Origin of the sequence: Mucilaginibacter daejeonensis (assembly GCF_020783335.1) — a bacterium.
GTDB lineage: Bacteria > Bacteroidota > Bacteroidia > Sphingobacteriales > Sphingobacteriaceae > Mucilaginibacter > Mucilaginibacter daejeonensis.
Genome location: NZ_CP086068.1, coordinates 4,429,557 through 4,448,595, shown reverse-complemented (window position 1 = coordinate 4,448,595; position 19,039 = coordinate 4,429,557). Strand labels below are relative to the sequence as shown.

Here is a 19,039-nt window from a genome sequence, read left to right as displayed (position 1 = left end):
ACCTACCGCGACCGGCTTGAACGATATAAGAAACTATGCCTTATCCACCTCAACACCTGGATCTCTACATTAAGCGTTCCATACTATTCACCATCATTTTTGTGGCGTACTGTTTAAATAAGGCAGATGCGCAAAAGATGAGTGATGATCCACTCAGGATCGATAGCATGACCATGGTATCGGCCAAGGCCAAACTGAACGCACTTTCTATCGAGCCTTTTCAAAAAGCGAGCTATACGGATGGGGCGTCAGTGATCCCGTACCGGTTCATGTTGCCCGAAGCCATGCATGCTGGAGAAAAATATCCGCTGGTGATAACCCTACATAATTCGAGTCGTGTGGGCGATGATAATGTTTCGCAATTGGAGCCGCTGGCCAGGATCTGGCTTTTGTCCGGCGCACGTTCAGGATATAAAGCCTTTGTGCTGGCGCCTCAGTTCAAAAGCCGGTCGTCGGTCTACACCGCCGATAGTGCCGCAGGTGTACTCACCTCCTCGCCATCGGCAGATGTAAAGGCGCTGTACTCTCTCACCAAAGAACTGGAGCATGACCATCCCGAGATCGATACGCGGCGCGTATATGTGGTGGGCTATTCGATGGGGGCATCCACCGCTCAAAACCTGGTGGCCATGGATCCCCACCACTTTGCGGCTGTGGTAAGCATAGCAGCGGTACCGGATATGAGGCATGCTGATGCTTTTAAAAAGCTCCCCATTTGGCTGGTGCACGGCCAACTGGACGCCGATAATCCATATAATGGAAGCGTGGCACTATACAAGGCTATAGCCGGCAACCGATCAGCAAAGTTCGTTTCGTATCAGTATCTCACCCACAACAACATCATGGTGCCGTTCCTCAATGCCGAGGTTATTCCGGGGTGGCTTTTCAAGCAGGTGAAGCGATAAGCAAGTGATCGTTCAATTATCTTCTACGCTCTTCCTTCAAGGCTAGGTATTCGCTTATTACACCGATCGCCACCCCGGCCATATACGCCAGCAGGTCGCCCCATAAAAAGCCGCTGCCTAATACCAGTTTGCCGAAGAGTGTCTGGCGCAGCGCGTCTATCCATGGCGCATGGTACAACTGGCTGAATTCAATAGCGAAACAGAACGCCAGGCTAATGACCGCTACCTTTTTAATGGTTGACCGAATGAACAGGAAACGCACGATGAGGTACACCATCAGCGCCCAAAGCAGATCGCCGATCCATAGCGGAATGGCTGTGACACGTCGCGAGGCAAGTCCGGCTATGATCACGGTAATAATGAGCAGGGCGTAGATAAGGCGTTTTTTAAGCATGGTGTTGAGTGATAAAGATAGTGAACGTCGGCGTTTTCACACACATATCTTCCTAACGGTCATCCTGAACTTGTTTCGTGAACCCTCAGGGCAGGTGACTTTATGCACGGCGTTCTACTTTGCAGGAGAGATGCCGAAACAAGTTCGGCATGATGGGGATCTACCGCGAACCATTGCCAAGACCCTCCTAATGCCCTTAAACGCATAAAAACTACCAAATGTAAGATCGAACCTTTACCTTTACGCACTTTAATTATTGGTATCATGCTCAGAACTCACACTTGTGGCGAATTGAATATGGCTCATTTGGGCCAAACCGTGACCCTTTGCGGATGGGTGCAAAGATCACGCGATCTGGGTGGCACCACGTTCATTGACGTGCGCGACCGCTATGGTTTAACACAATTGGTGCTGAACACCGATACTGATGCTGATCTGCGTGAGGCCGGCAAGGGCCTGGGCCGCGAATTTGTGGTACAGGTGACCGGTAAGGTACTGGAGCGCACCAACAAGAACCCTAAACTGCCCACTGGCGACATCGAGATCGCTGTGGAGGCATTGAACATACTGAACGAGGCCAAGATACCTCCGTTCCTGATCGAGGATGATACCGATGGCGGCGAGGAATTGCGTGCCAAGTACCGTTACCTGGATCTGCGCCGTAACCCGCTGCGTAACAACCTGATCATGCGCCACCAGATCGCGCAGGAGATACGCCGTTACCTGGATGCGCAAAGCTTTATCGAGGTGGAAACCCCGGTGCTGATCAAATCGACCCCTGAGGGTGCACGTGACTTTGTGGTGCCAAGCCGCATGAGTCCAGGCGAGTTCTACGCCCTGCCACAATCGCCGCAAACCTTTAAGCAATTGCTGATGGTGAGCGGTTTTGATCGTTACTTCCAGATCGTGAAATGTTTCCGTGATGAGGACCTGCGCGCCGATCGCCAGCCCGAGTTCACGCAGATCGATTGCGAGATGTCGTTCATTGAGCAGGAAGACATCCTGAACATATTCGAAGGTATGGCCCGTCACCTGTTCAACAAGGTAAAAGGCATCGAGTTGGGCGATTTCCCACGTATGCAATATGCCGATGCCATGCGCCTTTACGGGTCTGACAAACCGGATATCCGTTTCGGTATGCAGTTCGTGGAGCTGAACGACATCGTGAAGAACAAAGGCTTTGTGGTTTTCGATAACGCTGAACTGGTAGTGGCCATTAACGCTAAAGGTGCGGCAAGCTATACCCGTAAACAACTGGACGAACTGACCGAGTGGTTAAAACGCCCGCAGATCGGTGCTACCGGTCTGATCTACATGCGCCATAACGAGGATGGCACGCTGAAATCGTCAGTAGATAAGTTCTACAATGAAGAAGAACTGAAAAAATGGAGCGAGACCCTGGCCACCGAGCCGGGCGACCTGGTACTGGTACTGGCCGGACACACCGATAAAGTACGCAAGCAAATGAACGAGTTGCGCCTCGAGATGGGTGGCCGCTTAGGTCTGCGTAATAAGGACCAGTTCGCGCCGCTTTGGGTGCTCGATTTCCCGTTACTCGAGTTTGACGAAGAAAGTGGCCGTTACCATGCCATGCACCACCCGTTCACCTCGCCAAAACCTGAGGATATCGACAAGCTGGACACTGATCCGGGTTCGGTACGTGCCAATGCTTATGATATGGTGATCAACGGTATCGAAGTGGGTGGCGGTTCTATCCGTATCTATGACCGTAAGCTGCAGGCACTGATGTTCAAGCACCTGGGCTTTAGTGCCGAGGAAGCTCAAAAGCAATTCGGCTTCCTGATGGATGCTTTTGAATTCGGTGCGCCGCCGCATGGTGGTATCGCTCTGGGCTTTGATCGTTTGTGTTCGATATTCGCAGGTTTGGACTCCATCCGTGATGTGATCGCCTTCCCTAAAAATAATTCGGGCCGCGATGTGATGATCGATTCTCCATCGGGCATTGCCGAGGCACAAATGCAGGAGCTTTGTATCAAGACCACCGTTTGATGCGTATAGATAACATGAAAAAGATAATGTGGATATGCGGCCTGCTAATCGTTGGCCTTACCGCCTGTACCAAGAACAGCGACGATGATGCCAACAGCGTAACGCCGGCGCAACAGGCCATTATTGATGATAACGCCATACAGGCCTACATCAAAGCCAATAATATCACGGCCACTAAGGATGAGTCGGGCGTGTACTACTCCGTAATAACACCTGGCACAGGCGCTTACCCAACCGCAACGTCTACCGTTAACGTCAACTACAAAGGCCAGCTCATTAACGGCAGCCAGTTCGATAGCGGCAACTTTTCTACCGTGGTGAACGGAAACGTGATCGCCGGCTGGAAGGTAGGCCTCACCAAGATCAATAAAGGCGGCCGCCTGCTGCTACTTATCCCATCGGCACTTGGCTACGGCCGTTACGGCTCGGGCCCTATACCACCCAACGCTGTGCTGGTGTTCACGATCGATATGATCAGCATCAACTAAAAAGATAACCAAAAACAGAAAAGGAGGCTTAATGGCCTCCTTTCTTGTTTTAGGTGATAAGGTTTCGGTTATTATTTCTTAGGCGGATTGGCGCGATTGTATTTCACCATTTCCAAGCCGGCCAGTAGTACAGGGCCGTGGCCATGCACATCATTAAATGGGGCAGGGCGCTTGTAGTAAAAGCTCAGTACCTCTGAGGTACCGGTGCCTATGCATACATCCAGCAAACGGCCCTGCGGGTCAACTTTAGAGGCCACACCGTTCCAGCCCTCATTGGCTATACGGATGTAGGTCTTAGGGATCCAGCCCTCATTCACGGCCTTGGCCACCGCGTAGGTGAACATGGCGGTAACAGAGGTCTCCAGGTACGAATCCTTTTTATCCAGCACCTGGTTCCATAGGCCTGAGGTGTCCTGGTAGCGGGCAAAACCCACGATCTGGCGCAATAGCAGTTCGGTCAGGTGCTTACGTTTTGGATGGTTGGCCGGCAGGTGCGAAAGCAATTCGACCTGGGCAATGGCCAGCCAGCCGTTGCAACGACCCCAGCGTGCAACGCCCTGCTGGGCCACATCAGTGTAATAGCAATGGATGTACAGGCCGGTCTTTTCGTCGTAAAGGTATTTGGTAAAGTTCTCTACCTGGGTAATGGCATCATCAAAGTAGCGGTTATCGCCGGTGATCTTGCCCATACGCGCCAAAAAGGGCACGCTCATATACAGGTCGTCGGCCCAAAGGGTCATCTTCCTGGGGTCGGGGCGGATCAGGGTCTTATCGGCCGCGCGTACCTGTTTGTTGCTGATATAGTCGGCCGCGCGTTTCAGGTAGGCGTTGTAGTCAGCCCGTTTGGCGGTCTCGTTCACATCGGCCAGGCCAGCTGACAGGGCGCCGCAGGCATCCAGCTCGTTCATGGCAAAAAAGGCGTTCCACTCGGGGCGTTTGTTCTCCTTGTACAACTTCTCAAAATAACTCAGGTTGCTGAACACAAAATCATAATTGTGGGCAGCGTATTCGGCGTACTTAGGATCGTTAAGGGTACTGCTGAGCTGTACCATGCCAATGGCCAGCACGCCCATGGGGTAATACCATTTGTTGTACTCGCTCTCGGCGCGCAGGTCGGTGGTGGGTTCGAGGCCTTTAGTTGAGGAGTACTTGGCCTTGGTCTTGGTGTTGATGAATTGGTAAGAGGTGTTGGCGATCACATTGTCGGCCACGCGGCGGATCACCGCTTCAGGGTCTTTACTGGTTTGTGCATTTGTGCAAAAGCTTGCCAAAAGTAAAGCAGTTGCGCATAGAACTTTTCTCATATCAGGTTTTGTTAAATATTCACCGTAACGGTGTTTCGCTTAAATTCGATGGGCAACTCATAATACAGTCGTGCCATCCATCAAAAGCGATCCACTTACAGCCGGGCATGCTTGATCGGTGTCATGGCCGGGCCAATTGGTTCGTTGGGGTCGAAATAAGCGAATAACCGATAAATTATCTGTTCAACTTTTAGTGGATTCGTGTCAGATATTAGGAAGGATGCTGATGCAAAAGTGCTGCTAACGAAGAAGCAAGAAGGCGATAAGCAACCCCTGCCAACAAAAAAGGAGGCTGATCAAGCCTCCTTTTTTGAATCTTTATTTCACATTGTATGACCTCACGGCCGTTACCGGGACGCCCGTATCGGTTATGCCCTGCACCACGATGCGTACATTGGTCTTGCTGTCGCTGTTGTAGAAGCTGATGGTGCGGTTACCGGTGGCCCCTGTGGTACCCATGGGTTCCCAATGCAGCGTAGGGCGGGTGTCGGGGCGTTCGTTCTTGCGGGTGTTATCGTACACTGGCTCATAAAAGGTACGGGCCTCGTAGTAACCTTCGATCCTGGCCTTCACCGAGCCAGGCTCTGGTGTTTTAAAGGCATCAGGCTTGAGGGTAAGGTAGATCACGAATACCGGCTCGATAGACGATGAAGCCGCGGAATTGGCATTGAGCTGCTCACGCGGGGTGGCTGCCTGGGCGGCCGAACCATCAGGGTTACTCAACACCAGCGACGGACCGCCGATCATTTTCTTGATCACCACCTTTTCTACCGAGGTGGTAGGCAGGTCGAGGTAGGAATTCGATATCATATCGATCACGTCATCTGGGTCGTTGTCGTTGAAGAGCGCATCGCGGTTATCGATCACAAAGCGTGGTGTTCTGCTTTTGCCATCGGCCACAAAATATAGGCGGTTGTTGGCGGCGTCCACACGCGCCTGTTTAGACGTGAACTGAATGTAATCGCGCAGGGTGTTGTAGCGCTTATCCTCCGGCTTAATGGTCAGTACCTCATCCTTATAACCAAAGCTGGTCACCGGGCGATCGCGTAACACCTGTTGCGGCTGCTGTTTCTTCACCTCCACATCTTTAAGTCGGATCAGCGTATCGCTCAGGCTGCGTTGCCTGGCCAGGGCCACTTGTTTTACCAAGGCTGCGTTGTTCACCATATTGGCGCCCATTTGCAGGTATGCCTCTGGCTTTTGCGGTGCTATGGCCGGGCGGTCTATAGTCAGCGAATCGAGCGTGAGCACCCCTGTGCTCTTGCCTTTGTTATCCTTAGAGGTGAGATGAACGGTTTGTTGACCATAGAGTTGTAGGGCATCAAAAAAGTACCGGCCTTGCTCATTGGTCTTGGCCCAAAACAACCGGCGACCGCTGGCTCCCGGGGCCGTAAGTGTGATGTTGGCGTTGGGCAGCGGTGCCTTCTTCTTATCTTGCACGGTACCCGACAGGCTTAAGCCCTGCTCCGGAATGTATGCGATGCGTAGGGCGGTATCGGCCAGGCGTTTCCAGATCAGGTCGCGCCAGCCTTGAGTGAGGAGCAACAGGTCGAGTTGCTTATAGCGTTGAACGTTGGTGGTGTCAAAGTAGCGGGCCGGGTTCACGATGTCGCCTTTCAGCTCCGAGCGCAGCATCAGGTACGAGGTGATGTTGTCATCATCCATTGGTGCTACGCCGGCATCCACCGCGGCCATCGAGAAGTTGCTGTTAACCGGTTTGCCCGCTTTATCGGTCAGAGTAACGTTGAGGGCCACCTGCTCCCGGGTTTGGTAGGCCGGTTTGTTCAGCTTAAGGTCGAGGGCATACTTCGGCGCGTTATCCAGATAGATCAATCGCTCGCAGTTGGGCTTTTGCTGGCCATCATACAATGTGATACTGCTGATGCCCGCAGGTAGCTGACCGGCCGGTATCACCACGGCTGCCGTGTTGCCCTTTAGCTGAAAGTTTTGCTGATAGGTAACGCGGCCGTAGGTACGTACCTTGATCGTTAAGGTTTGCGGGGCATAGGTGGCCGTGGCGGCTTCATTACAGCTTACCACTGCATAACAGGTGGTATCCTTCCGCATGATCTTTAAGGCTAACCCGTTGCCAAGCGGTGTGGGTAAGGTGAAGGTTTTGCTTTGGCGGCTAATGCGTGCTTTGTAGGTTTGGCCAGGCAAAGGCAGCAGGGCAAATGAACCTACGCCGGCGCTATCGGTATCAAAATGAGCCACGGTATCGCCCTGTGAGGATAGCACCGCACCTAAAAGGGCCTGTGCTTTCCCGTCAGAAAGTTCGGCCTTTACGGCCACTATGCTGCTCAGGCCGCTGACCAGCGAGCCACCTTCGGGGAAGAACCTTACGCTCAATTCGCCTGCAACGGGTGCCGGCTTGTTATCTGCTTTATTGGTAACGATGCGCAGCGTCTTCTCAAAAATAAAGTTGTCGCCAAAGTTGCGCATCCAGTTGGTGTAGGCACGCAGGCGGTAGTTGCCGGCCATCAATGAGTCGGGTATATGCAGGTCGCCTTTAGCCAAACCGTTATTGAGCGCCAGGATCTGGTGCTGTAATATCTTGCCCTCGGGTGTGATCAGTTCTACATAAAGGTCCTTGCTGGTGTTCAGCAGATGGCCATCTTGGGCGTTCACCAGGTAGGCCTTGTACCAAACATCATCGGTAGGGGTGTACACTTGCCGGTCGGTGTGCAGGTATACTTTTTCAAAGAATAATTTAGTGGTCTTGGGTGGCGCCGGGATTTGCGCCCGGACAGCGGATACGGCTACGGCCAACATTGACACAGCAACGGACAAGGCTTTTTTCATGGCGGATCAGGATGGGTAAGTAAGGGTGGTATAACCGGTTATTGGTGAGGTAAGTTATGCAACTTTAAGCTTCGAATGACCGATCTTTTTGCCCGACGCGGGAAGTGCAGGATAGTTGATAGTGTGGGACACAAAAAAGGGCTTCCTTATGCAAGGAAGCCCTGAAAATATCTCGGTCCGTCTAATTCTTTTTTGGTTTGTTCTGGTTCGAATTGGGCTTTAACTCGTCGGGACTGTCCTTAGTATAGGTATTAAATTGGTACTTCGATGGACTCACCATGATATCCTTAATGGCCTCGAAGCTTACCTCGCCTGCCGGGTCGAATTGGGCCGAACCCATGTACTGCATCAAACTGTTGAACAATTGCCTTGCAGCGGGCTTATCCTCACCAATAGCCGGACCAAGTGCCGCGCTCGATACCATGATCTTGCCTTTGCCCACCTTGGCCTCGAAGATGAGTCCCAGCCTGCGGTTCAGGAACCAGGTATCTATCGGTTGCACCAGCGGCCTGAAGCCTGCCGGCATATCCTCCAGGATCATGACCTGCGCGCGGTTGGCGATCTCCCACCATTGCAGGTCGCTGTGGTAGTCGGTAGGGAAGGTGGCAAATGCCGGGCTTTTGCTTTGGATCAGCATGCCGGTCACATGCGGCGGGCGCATCTTGAACCATGACGTGTTCCAGAACACCGGCTGAAAATACATGGCCACCTCTTTTCCTTTCACCACTTTGCCCGCCATATTCAGGAATACCTTGCCGCCGGTATCCAACACCGCTTTGGCGCGGTCATCAAGCGTGGTGGTATAGTATACGTTGGCGGTAGGTTTGGTTGGCTTGGCCGGGTACACCCAAACATTCCAGTCGTTCATGAAGCGGGTATCGGCTATGCTCACCTGTAGCTTAAGTTTGGTAGGTCGGGTGATCTTGCTGAGTTCCATTTTGATCTTACCCACCGGGATGCCGTTGCCCAACTCGACCACTTCCGGGTCAAAGCTGCCTTTACTCAGCACCACGTTCTGCGGGTCGGTGATGGTCCAGTTGAATACCGGCTTTTTTAAAGGTGCTGCGCCCCAATGGGCCACCATAATGTCGGCCTCCAACGTCTCATCATTGGTGAACACGAATTTAGGCAGCGCCACCAGCGGTACGGTGGTATTGCAAAAACGCTCGAACTGGGGCGGGGTCACGTAGCCTTTTTCTTTCCAAAAAGCGTTCAGCACGCCTACCAGCGCCGTGCCCTGTCCGGGAAAATCCTGCAAGCCCAGCAACTGGAAGCCGCCATAATTAGGTGTGCGCAGTACCTTCTCGATCTCGTTCTTGTAACACAGCACCTGCAATTTGCCCGATGCCATCAAAAAACTGCGCGCCTGATCGCCCATGCCCTGATCTTTCAGGTCTTGCTGGAACAGCTCAAAATTCTTGGCGCGGTAAACACCGGTATAGTCTTTGATCTCGGTAAAGTCGGGGAATACACACCATTGGCCCATCTCGTGTGCAACAAGGGGGACCTTGAATTTGACTATGCCTTCGCTAAAATCGCTGATGCTTTCGGGGCGTTTGTCCCAGGTCAGTCCGCGTACGCCGCCACGCACCTGGTACTGTGCGTTAGGCACCACAGGCCAGCTACCACCTACCGACATGCCCGTGTACACCCGCCGGGTGTCGGTATTTTTCCAATGATCGATAAAGGCATTCAGGTAACGCACTTGGTCGCCTGCAGGTTCATTACCCGCCGATAGCATGCAATACGATGGATGGTTGCCGTAGTAACGTTCCATGCGGGCCGTTTCGGCATATAGATACTGGTCAATGGGTGCGCCACGGCCAATGGCCACGCCATGGTTAGGCCAGCTTGGGCCTTCGGGTTGCAGGTAAAAGCCGGTAAGGTTGGCCGCTTTAAAGGCCGCATCGGGCGGGCACCACGAGTGAAAACGCATGTGGTTAAGCCCATGCGCACGCGCGGTCTTGAATATGCGCAGCCAATCGGCCACGCTGGTAGGCGGATAGCCGGTGAGCGGAAATTCGCAATTGTTCACGGTTCCACGCAAGAACACCGGCCTGCCGTTCACCAGGAACTGCGTGCCTTTGATGGTGAACTCGCGCATGCCAAACTCGGTATACTGTTGAGTAACGGGTGCGCCCTTGGCACTGATCGATGCGCTCAGGCGGTACAGCGCCGGGCTGAACTCGTCCCAAAGTTGCACCTCCTTACCCATGGGCAGATCAAGATCAATGGTGCGGGTGGCTTTGCTATCGAGGCTGACCTCGGCTACTGCCGCACGCGTTTGATGAACGGTACTACTATTAAAGCTCTTGGCACTTAGGGTCATGTTACCTTTGAACGCTTTGCCGGTGGGATTGCTTACTGTTAACTTCACATGAGCCGTATGCGTGCTGATCTGCGGGAAAACCTGTATCTCATCGATGTGTACCAGGGCACCGGCCTGCAGCTCCATCTTGCCAATGATACCGTTCCAGTTGCCCTGCGTATGGTCGGTCACGCTGTGCGAATCAGGGCCTACGTTCACTTCGGTAAGGCGGTTATCGATCCTGATGGTGATTTGGTGGTTGCCAGGGGCAAGGCAGCTGGTCAGGTCGTATTCGTGCGGGGCTACCAGGCTGTTCTGACCGCCGATCTCGTGGTCATCTACCCAAACCTGTGTTTTAATGTGCGCTCTTTCAAGGTAAAGCACTACTCGCTTACCGGCCCATGTTTGTGGAATGGTGACCTGCCTTTGGTACCAGGCCGCGCCTACATAATGCTTAGCCGGTGTAAGCCAGAACGGGATATGAATATTACCCGGCTGGCGGTACTTGGCCAGATGTGGGTTAAAGTAGTACGAACTATCATAGATGCTGCCGGTCCACTTGGTTTGTAAGGTAATGTCATCACCCTTCAGGTTTTGGGCCATGGAGCCGGGCAGTTTGATCTGGTCGGTCAGTTTTTGCAGGTAGCATTTTTGGGCGATACCCTGGTCATTCCGGTCGATCCGGAAACGCCACATCCCCTCTAACGAAATAGGAGCAGGATCGGTAAAGGCGGTGGTGAGGAAGTATAAGCATACCACCAACAGGCGTAGGGCCCATGTACTTTTGGCCGGGCGGAGCAGAGACAAGTTAATACGCATTAATGATCAAGGGCTTTAAGCTTTTGTAATTCGGCAGTGGTGATCTTGAACACCGTACCATGACGGATTCCCGAAGGTAGTTGGATCTGGTCGGAGATGTCGGTCCAGGTCTTAAGGTCGGTAGAGCTGATGGCACCGTAGCGGTGATCGCGGTACTTATCAAAGTAAACGATCCATTGCTTGCCGATCTGTAGGGCGGTAGGTCCTTCGGCCCAATAGTTACCGGTGATCTTGTCGCCGCTCTGTTGGTACGGACCGGTCAGGCGGTCGGCATAGGCGATCTTAAGGTTCTTTTGAACAGGCTTCAAGGTCTCGTCCTTAAAGAACATGATGTATTTTTTACCCAGCGGCAGTATAGTGGCGTCAATAATGTTGAAGCCCGGATCATAAAGTAATTGAGTATCGCTAAAGGTCTTGAAGTTCTTGGTAGTAACGTAATAGATGCGGTGGTTATAACCCGCCTCCAGGGTGCTGTCGACATTTGGGTAACGGCCGGTAATGGTAGATGCCCAGTAGATCATGTACTGCTTGTTGCGGGCATCATACGTGATCTCAGGCGCCCAGGTGTTACGGGCGCCCTGCTCCTTGGCGATCACGGGGACGAACTGCTGCTCCGACCAGTGGATCAGGTCCTTCGAGCTGGCGTAGCCTATGCCCTTGTCCTTCCAGCTTACGGTCCATACCATGTGGAAAAGCCCATCGGCACCACGAATGATGCATGGGTCACGCATGAGGCGGTCCTGCGCTACGGCCGGCTTCAAAAAAGAGCTGTCATTATGAAGAGCCTGCCATTTGAGGCCGTCGGTGCTGTAGGCCAGGTGCAGGCCATCGGCGCTGTTGCCTTTAAAGTAGCAAAAGGCGTAAACATCGTGATTATTGGTGGTTTGAGCTACGGTAGCGATGCCCGTGAGCAGCATCAGCAACAGCAAGATCCTCGTCTTCATGTATAACTGGTTTCCACCAAAGTTATCAAATAAAAAGGACGGCCCCGCTAATGTGACCGTCCTTTACTGTCCGCCTTACTGTCCGTTGCGTTTATTCAAACGCTGCGGATCAAAGTGCAGGCCGGGAGTGAGCCAGTATAACAGGATCACCCTTGAGTATCTGAAATTGAACGGAGCCAGCAGCAAAGCTCCAAAAAGCAGGATGCTGATGTACAGCAAAGGCGATTCCATGTTGCCGGTGAGCACATAGGTCGCCACCGCAAAAGTGACCATTTGCGCCACGTTCATGGCATAGCTGATGAACATGGCCACATAAAAGTAGCCCGGTTCGATCTCGAAATGGAAGCCGCAGTGCGGGCACTCGCTGTTCATTTTTTGGCCGCCAAAATGGTACATGCCATTGGCGAACATGTTGCCGGTGCGGCATTTAGGGCATTTAGCGTGTAACGCTGAATGAAAGGCTGATGGGGTATGCTGGTCGTTCTTCAAGGCGGTTTTATCTAAGCTTATCGTTCTCATATTCTTTGATCTTTAAAGTTCGTTTTCTGAAATCTTCGGGTGTAAGGGCGGTCTGTTTTTTAAAGAATTTGGTAAAATAAGAGTTGTCCTCAAAACCCAGCGAGGCGGCTATCTCGGCTATGCTCAACTCGAGGTTGATCAGTAACCGTTTGGCCTCCAGTATGATCCGGTTGCGGATCACTTCCCCTGCCGATAGGCCCAGCATATCCTTACACAGGGCGTTTAGGTGGTTAGGGGTGATGTATAGCAGTTCGGCATATTCCTTGGGCAGGCGCAGCGTTTGATAATGACTGTCGATCAGTTTATGAAAGTTGCGCAGTAGCGTGTAGTTGTACGGGCTAACCTGCCTGGCCTGCTGACTTGGTGCCAACCTACCGATCAGGATGAAGACCTGCAGCATCAGCGTGCGCACCATATCCAGTCCCATCCGTTCGTTGGCCTCGCTCTCATATACCAACTGCTCGAACAAGGCAATGACCGGCTTTTGTATGGCCTCAGGCAGATCGATCACGGCATCAGTAAGGGTGCCGTTAAAAAAGCTGAACTGCTCCAAATGGTCGGGTTTCAACAGGAACGACCGGAAGAACTGCTCTGAAAAGTTGATTACATAACCATCTACCACGCCCTCAAAGTCCCAGCTGTGCACCTGGCCCGGTATCATGAAATAGATTTGGTAAGGCCTCACGGTGAACTGCTCAAAATCGATCGCGTGCGTACCGCCGCCTTTGGTAAAAAGCACCAAATGGTAAAAGGTATGCTTGTGCGCCAGGTGCAGGTCATGATGATGGGCACGGTACGGCGCGAACCTGCTGATCAGGATGTCTTCCTGCTTAAATTCAGAAAGGGTGCAGATATCGTAAACCGGAATGACCTTTTTCATAACACTACAAATTTAAGCAGTACCATGCGCCCGGCTATGGTAGTTATTGGCGCGATCATGGTACTTTTTACTGATTAATGGTAAAGCTACCTGATAGGGCCGACATAAAAAATGACGGGCGTCACAATTGACCGGCCAAACAGATCACACTTAAGGGTTGTAATACATACCACGATAACCTAACAGCTATGAACCTACAGAACTTACCCAAGCTTCGCGTGATCCTGACCGGTGCCACCGGCATGGTAGGCGAGGGCGTATTGCACGAAAGCCTGAACGCCCCCGAGGTAGAAAAGGTGCTGTTGTTGAACCGCCGTGTAAGCGGCATTCAGCACCCTAAAGTGACCGAGGTGGTACATCAGGACCTGTTCGACCTTACCGCCATCGAGCATGAGCTCACAGGTTACAACGCCTGCTTTTTTTGCCTGGGCACCACATCGGTAGGTAAAAGCAAGGAAGAATATTACCGAACCACTTACGAACTCACCATGCAGGTGGCCACCACATTGAGCCGCCTCAATGGCAGCATGACGTTCAGCTACATATCGGGTGCGGGTACCAACAGCAGCGAACAAGGCGGCAGTAACTGGAGCCGGGTAAAGGGTAAGGTGGAGAACGACCTGAAGCTATTACCGTTCGAAAAGGTGTACAATTTCAGACCGGGCTTTTTACAGCCTACGCCGGGGCTGAAGAACACGCTAGGCTTTTACAAATACATCAACTGGTTGTTCCCGGTGTTGCGCCCGCTGATGCCGGGCATGTTGGGTACATTAAAGGAGCTTGGCCTGGGCATGATCCATGCCACGGCGTACGGTTACCCTAAAGATGTTTTGGAGGTGAAGGATATCAGGGAAGCGGCAACGTCATCTAAATCTATCCGCTAACCAGGCTTAGCGCTACTCTGCCTGGTGTATTTGTTCGAGTTTTTGGGCAATGGCTTGTAGCAAGCCGACCTCAAGGTCATTGTCTTTACTGTTCACTTGTTCAGGGCTTACCAGTGCCCGGTAGTAGCCTTCCTCATCATGCTCGAACTGCACTGGAACGCCGTCAATATCTACACTCACACGGTGCACATAGCCATAGTTACGCAGCTCGGCATCATATTTCAATACCTCGCCCTTGTAGGTCACCGTGAGTAGAAAGCGTTCGTCCATAGTTAAGGCAAAGATAGGCATTTGAGGGGCTATCGAGGTCGCTTTGATCGCGATCGGTGATAACGCTGACCCCACGTTGAAATGGTTCGCTTGATCATGGTCGGTGATAACACCAACCACATGCTGGAATCTACGGTCTGCTTAGTGAACAGATCAATAAATATCCGAAGAGCATAGTGCTTCATGAGATCGAGCTTATCCGTTATAATTTTGATTCCGAGCATTGATAGTGATAACACTGACCGCAGGCTGGATGATAGTATCTGATCGTACCTCAAATTCCCCAAGCCTTTACATCGCTTACAAAAAATTCTCCTTGGTCACAATTGAACTTGAATATGATATTCACTCCGTCGCTTAAGCCCAAATTGAGATCTTTACGTTTCAAAGTGCCTGAATAAGGAATCACATTTATCTCTGCTCGACCTGCAATTAACTTTACGGGAAACATGACGGTATGTGTTAGATGCCCACCATGCTGTTTATACAGGCTTTTATAATTCTGGTTGGTGATCAGTTCTATCTTGTACCCATTCATGTATCGCGGTATGCTGTCAATGAAGTCTTGTTGCTTTAGATAGATTACTTGAGGCTTTAGCGTTCGGTCTTTATATGCCGTGTCCAAATAATTTGTATAGCTTTTGAGAGCTTTCCAATATAATTTGTCGCTTTCTTTAGGCTGAGCTTCGCTTTTCAAGAAACACATTATTAAGGCGACGATGATCAGGTAAGACCTCATAGTCATAAGTTGTGAAAACAATGTATTAATTCTTCTTCACATCCTTCAAGATCAGCAAGTTTTGCGCGTTGATGTGTACGCCACTGATGTTGTTCTGGTACAGGTTCACCAGTTTGTCGTAATACAGGATCACTACGGGGGCTTGCTGCATCATAAGGTCGTCCATTTGCTGGTAGAGTTTGAAGCGGGCGGTATCATTGCTTACATGATAGGCCTGCTCAAATAAAGCATCGAACTTTTTATTGTGAAAGCCGGTATAGTTGGGTCCGAAGGGGATCTTGTTCTTACCGTAAAATACCGACAGGTAATTCTCCCCGTCAGGGTAATCAGCTATCCATGAGGCCCGGAAAAAGTTAACGCCGTTCTTGGCGATCAGCTCGCGCAGACTGGCGCCCTGCACCAATTCTACATGGGTGGTGATGCCTACCTTTTGCAACTCGCCCTGGATGAACTCGATCAAATCGCGGTAGCTCACCGTGGTACTCAGGGTAATGTCGGGCAAGTTGCGGCCACCTGGAAAACCGGCCTCGGCCAGTAAGCGCTTGGCTTTTTCAATATCGTAACGGTAACCATGCACGGCCGTGCTATCATAGCCCGGCATACCCTGTGGGATAAAGCCTGCATAGCCCGGCGTGCCGGTGCTGTTGCGCAAGTATTTGATCATGCGTCCCTTGTTGATCGCGTAATTAATGGCCTGCCGCACCTTAAGCATCCGCAAGGGCGAATTTTTGACAATGGCCAGGTTGGTATCAACCAGTATGCCCAAATACTCGGTGTTGAGGAACGGGGCTATACTCATGCTGAACTTGCCTTTGTACTTGCGGGTGATCGAGCCCCCCTTGGTCAGTATGTCATCGCGGTAACTGCCATCTATGCCGTTAAAAAAGTCATGTTTTTGCTTAATGAACTCCATAAAGGCCGTTTGTTTATCACTGATGAACGTGGCCTTGATGGCATCAAGATAAGGCAGTCGGTGACCTTGAGCATCTTTCTCCCAATAATTGGGATTCTTGAGGAGCACCATCACCTCGCCCTCTTTCCAATACTTGAACCGGAACGGGCCGGTGCCTACCGGGTGGCTCCTGAAATCCTTGCCATAATGATCCACCACCTCGTGCGGCACCACCGAGCAGTACTGCGCCGTTAGCAGGGCCAGCAATGGTGGGAACGGCTGTTTCAATTTGATCTGGAAGGTGCTATCATTAGGGGCCATAAAGGCTTCCTTACCGGTCACCTTATCGCTGAATATCCACGAGCCCGACGAGGCTACCTTTGGGTCGATCAGGCGGCCAAAGCTGTACACCATATCAGCAGCTGTTGCCAGGCGGCCTTTACCTCCTTTAAATAGAGGGTCGTCCTGAAAATAAACATCTTTACGCAGGTGGAAGGTGTATAATAGGCCGTCGGTCGATAGCTCCCAACTTTTGGCCACGCAGGGTTTAATGTGCAGGCTATCATCGATCTGTACCAGTCCGTTAAACACCTGGTTATCCATCCAAAGGGCATTTTGGTTACGGGCAAAGGCGGGGTCCATACTGGTGAGGCCCTGGTCAAGGTTAATGGCGAACACTGTGCGCTTGCCTTTTTCTTCCTGATGCCCACAGGCCGTTAATATGGCCATCATCACCCCTAAAATAAATATCCTATACCTGTACATTGCGTTAAATATGCGAAAAAGATCGCGGTGCTGCCAGCCCTACCACATGCGGTGCTGTATTTTTACTTTATTTTAGCGTCAACAAACACCACTACATCATGAACAAAGGACGCATCGAGGCCTTTAGCGATGGCGTGATCGCCATCATTATCACCATTATGGTGCTCGAACTCAAGGTGCCTCACCATACCGACCTGCATTCGCTCGTACCGCTTATCCCTACGTTCTTATGCTACGTGCTCAGCTTCATTTATGTGGGCATCTATTGGAACAACCATCACCATTTGTTCCATGCTGTAAAACTGGTGAGGGGCGGGGTGTTGTGGGCTAACCTTCACCTCCTCTTTTGGCTATCGGTGATCCCCTTTGTGACCGGCTGGATGGGCGAGAACCATTTTGAGCAATGGCCGGTGATGATGTACGGCGTAGTGATGCTGATGTGCGCCATTGCGTTCATTATTTTGGCGCGCATGCTGGTGGCGCAGGCCGGTCCTGATTCGGTACTGGCCAAAGCTGTGGGTAACGATCGAAAGACCAAGCTCTCCATCACGCTTTACCTGCTGGCCATTGCCTCTACGTTCATCTACCCTTACATCGCTTTGGTACTGTACGCTGCGGTGGCCGTGATCTGGTTCGTGCCTGATAGCCGGATCGAACGCCAGTTGCTGCAGCATCAGCATGAAAGCTGATGGTCATAAAGCCGGCCTTTTACTAAATGTTATTGAACCAGCTAACAGGCTGTAGCGTTTTATTTCAGCTTAACGTATTCATTTCGAACGCCTTTTATTGTTTTTCGAGATGGATCCACCGGCGAAGGACCTGGGAGCCTAACGGTGTTGATGACTTTAGTAAAATAGTACCATGAAACATATCACTACCTGCCTGATCATTTTAACAGCGCTGACCATCATCATTACCGGTTGCCGAAAAGAGACCGTTTACAGCAAGACCTTCACAGGGAAAATAGTGTATAACGCCTGTGGCACGGTAGTGATCCAGGTGACCAATGATATAGGCACCATTGGTACCTCAAGCTGGGCAGTCCCGAATTCGACCCAAACCTACCAGAACGCTTTTATGGTGAAGAACTATTGCTACGTAGACGAGTTCTTACGCACTAACCGGGCCAAGACCGATATCAGCTTCCGCGTATCTAAAGACGACCGTACCGGCGGTAATAACTGCGCTGTGTACACCTGCTTTGTAGCTGGTCCGGCCGCTTCCGGATATATTTACGATATTAACTGATCACGCCCAGTGGCCGGGTCTTGTGCAAATATGCGGCTCAATTGCTCATACAGTTCAGGGTGCTTTTGACGGAACTGGTCGGGCTTCTCAAAAAAGTACTCGGAGGCTACAGCCAGGAACTCGGCCTCATTGGTGGACGCGTAAGGGTCGATGTCAGAGTGGCCGCGTTCTATCCTACTGATCTCCTGGTGCATCATCTTGAGCCAAGGCGTAGCATACTCATGTGGTAATACATTCTCAGGCACACCATCCGTAGCACCATCGCTTTTATCTAAAAGGTGCACAAATTCGTGGATGCCGGTATTGCTCTTGCCCGATGTAGCCGAAAAGCCTTTCGTCAATGCCGCCCTCGATAGTAACATTTGCCCGTTCATATAGCCTGAGCCTACCATGCCCATTATGTTGCGGCCCTCGCCATCGCCCTCAAATTGAAACTCATTGTTGAATGTGTCAGGATACAAGATCACATTGGTGAGGTTGGTATAACGCCATTCTTTATAGCCAAAAATGGGGATGATAGCGCTTGAGGCGATCAGCACCCGGTCAAGGTCGGTGATCTCCAAACCTACACCCTCAATGCGTACCGCTTCCAAAAAGCCGGCGATCATGCTTTCGAACCGGGGCTTTTCAGTATCGGCCAGGTCGCGGTAATAACTCACATGCTGTTGCAGCAACTGTTGTAACGGCTTGCTAAGCGTAACATTGGCAGGCAGATCGGCAGGCTTTTTACTGAACAGTCTATAGGCCGCATAACCCAGGCCCAGCAATATTATAACGGTGATGATGGTGAACGTGATCATAGTATATGGATGATGATAACACCGTACCGGGTAAAAGGTTGCTAAAAGCAAAAAGCCCTTGCTTTAGG

17 protein-coding genes are annotated in these 19,039 nt (G+C 51.5%); 6 read left to right on the top strand and 11 right to left on the bottom strand.

What is annotated here, in order from left to right; translation table 11 throughout:
• Positions 1–35 precede the first annotated feature (35 nt).
• Positions 36–905, top strand: coding sequence for a carboxylesterase family protein (locus LLH06_RS19080; protein ID WP_228170886.1), 870 nt, complete (start codon positions 36–38; stop codon positions 903–905).
• A 16-nt stretch (positions 906–921) separates the two neighbouring features.
• Here the strand turns inward: LLH06_RS19080 and LLH06_RS19075 are convergent, their stop codons facing one another.
• Positions 922–1,299, bottom strand: a complete 378-nt coding sequence (locus LLH06_RS19075) for a ribosomal maturation YjgA family protein (RefSeq protein WP_228170885.1) — start codon at positions 1,297–1,299, stop codon at positions 922–924.
• A 264-nt stretch (positions 1,300–1,563) separates the two neighbouring features.
• On the opposite strand from LLH06_RS19075, the gene aspS reads away from it, so the two are divergent.
• Both aspS and LLH06_RS19065 read left to right on the top strand, forming a co-directional pair.
• Positions 1,564–3,309 carry an aspartate--tRNA ligase gene (gene aspS / locus LLH06_RS19070; RefSeq protein ID WP_228170884.1) on the top strand — a complete coding sequence of 582 codons (1,746 nt, stop codon included), beginning with the start codon at positions 1,564–1,566 and terminating at the stop codon, positions 3,307–3,309.
• 14 nt (positions 3,310–3,323) lie between these two features.
• Positions 3,324–3,797, top strand: a complete 474-nt coding sequence (locus tag LLH06_RS19065; RefSeq protein WP_228170883.1) for an FKBP-type peptidyl-prolyl cis-trans isomerase — start codon at positions 3,324–3,326, stop codon at positions 3,795–3,797.
• Positions 3,798–3,868: 71 nt separating this feature from the next.
• Here LLH06_RS19065 and LLH06_RS19060 read toward each other — a convergent pair whose 3' ends face one another.
• The 6 genes from LLH06_RS19060 to LLH06_RS19035 all read right to left on the bottom strand — a co-directional run bounded on the left by LLH06_RS19060 (position 3,869) and on the right by LLH06_RS19035 (position 13,373).
• Positions 3,869–5,101 (bottom strand): glycoside hydrolase family 88/105 protein, encoded by a 1,233-nt coding sequence (locus LLH06_RS19060; protein WP_228170882.1) that lies wholly within the window; start codon positions 5,099–5,101, stop codon positions 3,869–3,871.
• Positions 5,102–5,419: 318 nt separating this feature from the next.
• On the bottom strand, positions 5,420–7,903 hold the full coding sequence (locus LLH06_RS19055; RefSeq protein WP_228170881.1) for a carboxypeptidase-like regulatory domain-containing protein: 2,484 nt from the start codon (positions 7,901–7,903) through the stop codon (positions 5,420–5,422).
• A gap of 181 nt (positions 7,904–8,084) precedes the next feature.
• On the bottom strand, positions 8,085–11,030 hold the full coding sequence (locus tag LLH06_RS19050) for an exo-beta-1,4-galactosidase (RefSeq protein ID WP_228170880.1): 2,946 nt from the start codon (positions 11,028–11,030) through the stop codon (positions 8,085–8,087).
• Positions 11,030–11,974: a glycoside hydrolase family 43 protein gene (locus tag LLH06_RS19045; RefSeq protein ID WP_228170879.1), complete on the bottom strand. Its 945-nt coding sequence runs from the start codon at positions 11,972–11,974 to the stop codon at positions 11,030–11,032. The genes LLH06_RS19050 and LLH06_RS19045 overlap by 1 nt, the downstream gene beginning before the upstream one ends.
• A 75-nt stretch (positions 11,975–12,049) precedes the next feature.
• Positions 12,050–12,493: a DUF983 domain-containing protein gene (locus LLH06_RS19040; RefSeq protein ID WP_228170878.1), complete on the bottom strand. Its 444-nt coding sequence runs from the start codon at positions 12,491–12,493 to the stop codon at positions 12,050–12,052.
• The gene (locus tag LLH06_RS19035; protein WP_228170877.1) at positions 12,471–13,373 is read right to left on the bottom strand and encodes an AraC family transcriptional regulator; all 903 of its coding nucleotides are present in this window, start codon (positions 13,371–13,373) and stop codon (positions 12,471–12,473) included. Before LLH06_RS19035 ends, LLH06_RS19040 begins: the two co-directional genes overlap by 23 nt.
• 188 nt (positions 13,374–13,561) lie before the next feature.
• Here LLH06_RS19035 and LLH06_RS19030 point away from each other — a divergent pair, with 188 nt between their 5' ends.
• Positions 13,562–14,257 carry an NAD-dependent epimerase/dehydratase family protein gene (locus tag LLH06_RS19030; protein ID WP_228170876.1) on the top strand — a complete coding sequence of 232 codons (696 nt, stop codon included), beginning with the start codon at positions 13,562–13,564 and terminating at the stop codon, positions 14,255–14,257.
• Between the two features lie 12 nt (positions 14,258–14,269).
• Here the strand turns inward: LLH06_RS19030 and LLH06_RS19025 are convergent, their stop codons facing one another.
• From LLH06_RS19025 to LLH06_RS19015, 3 genes are all read right to left on the bottom strand, one after another.
• Positions 14,270–14,602 (bottom strand): hypothetical protein, encoded by a 333-nt coding sequence (locus tag LLH06_RS19025; RefSeq protein WP_228170875.1) that lies wholly within the window; start codon positions 14,600–14,602, stop codon positions 14,270–14,272.
• Positions 14,603–14,801: 199 nt separating this feature from the next.
• Positions 14,802–15,224 carry a hypothetical protein gene (locus LLH06_RS19020; protein WP_228170874.1) on the bottom strand — a complete coding sequence of 141 codons (423 nt, stop codon included), beginning with the start codon at positions 15,222–15,224 and terminating at the stop codon, positions 14,802–14,804.
• 67 nt (positions 15,225–15,291) lie between these two features.
• Complete coding sequence (locus LLH06_RS19015; protein WP_228170873.1) at positions 15,292–16,923, bottom strand: ABC transporter substrate-binding protein; 1,632 nt, start codon at positions 16,921–16,923, stop codon at positions 15,292–15,294.
• A 98-nt stretch (positions 16,924–17,021) separates the two neighbouring features.
• Between LLH06_RS19015 and LLH06_RS19010 the strand changes: the two genes are divergently transcribed.
• Positions 17,022–17,612: a TMEM175 family protein gene (locus LLH06_RS19010; protein WP_228170872.1), complete on the top strand. Its 591-nt coding sequence runs from the start codon at positions 17,022–17,024 to the stop codon at positions 17,610–17,612.
• A gap of 172 nt (positions 17,613–17,784) precedes the next feature.
• A complete protein-coding gene (locus LLH06_RS19005) occupies positions 17,785–18,171 on the top strand; it encodes a hypothetical protein (RefSeq protein ID WP_228170871.1) in 387 nt (128 codons plus the stop codon).
• Here the strand turns inward: LLH06_RS19005 and LLH06_RS19000 are convergent.
• The gene (locus LLH06_RS19000) at positions 18,156–18,971 is read right to left on the bottom strand and encodes a M90 family metallopeptidase (RefSeq protein WP_228170870.1); all 816 of its coding nucleotides are present in this window, start codon (positions 18,969–18,971) and stop codon (positions 18,156–18,158) included. The genes LLH06_RS19005 and LLH06_RS19000 overlap by 16 nt on opposite strands.
• Positions 18,972–19,039 lie beyond the last annotated feature (68 nt).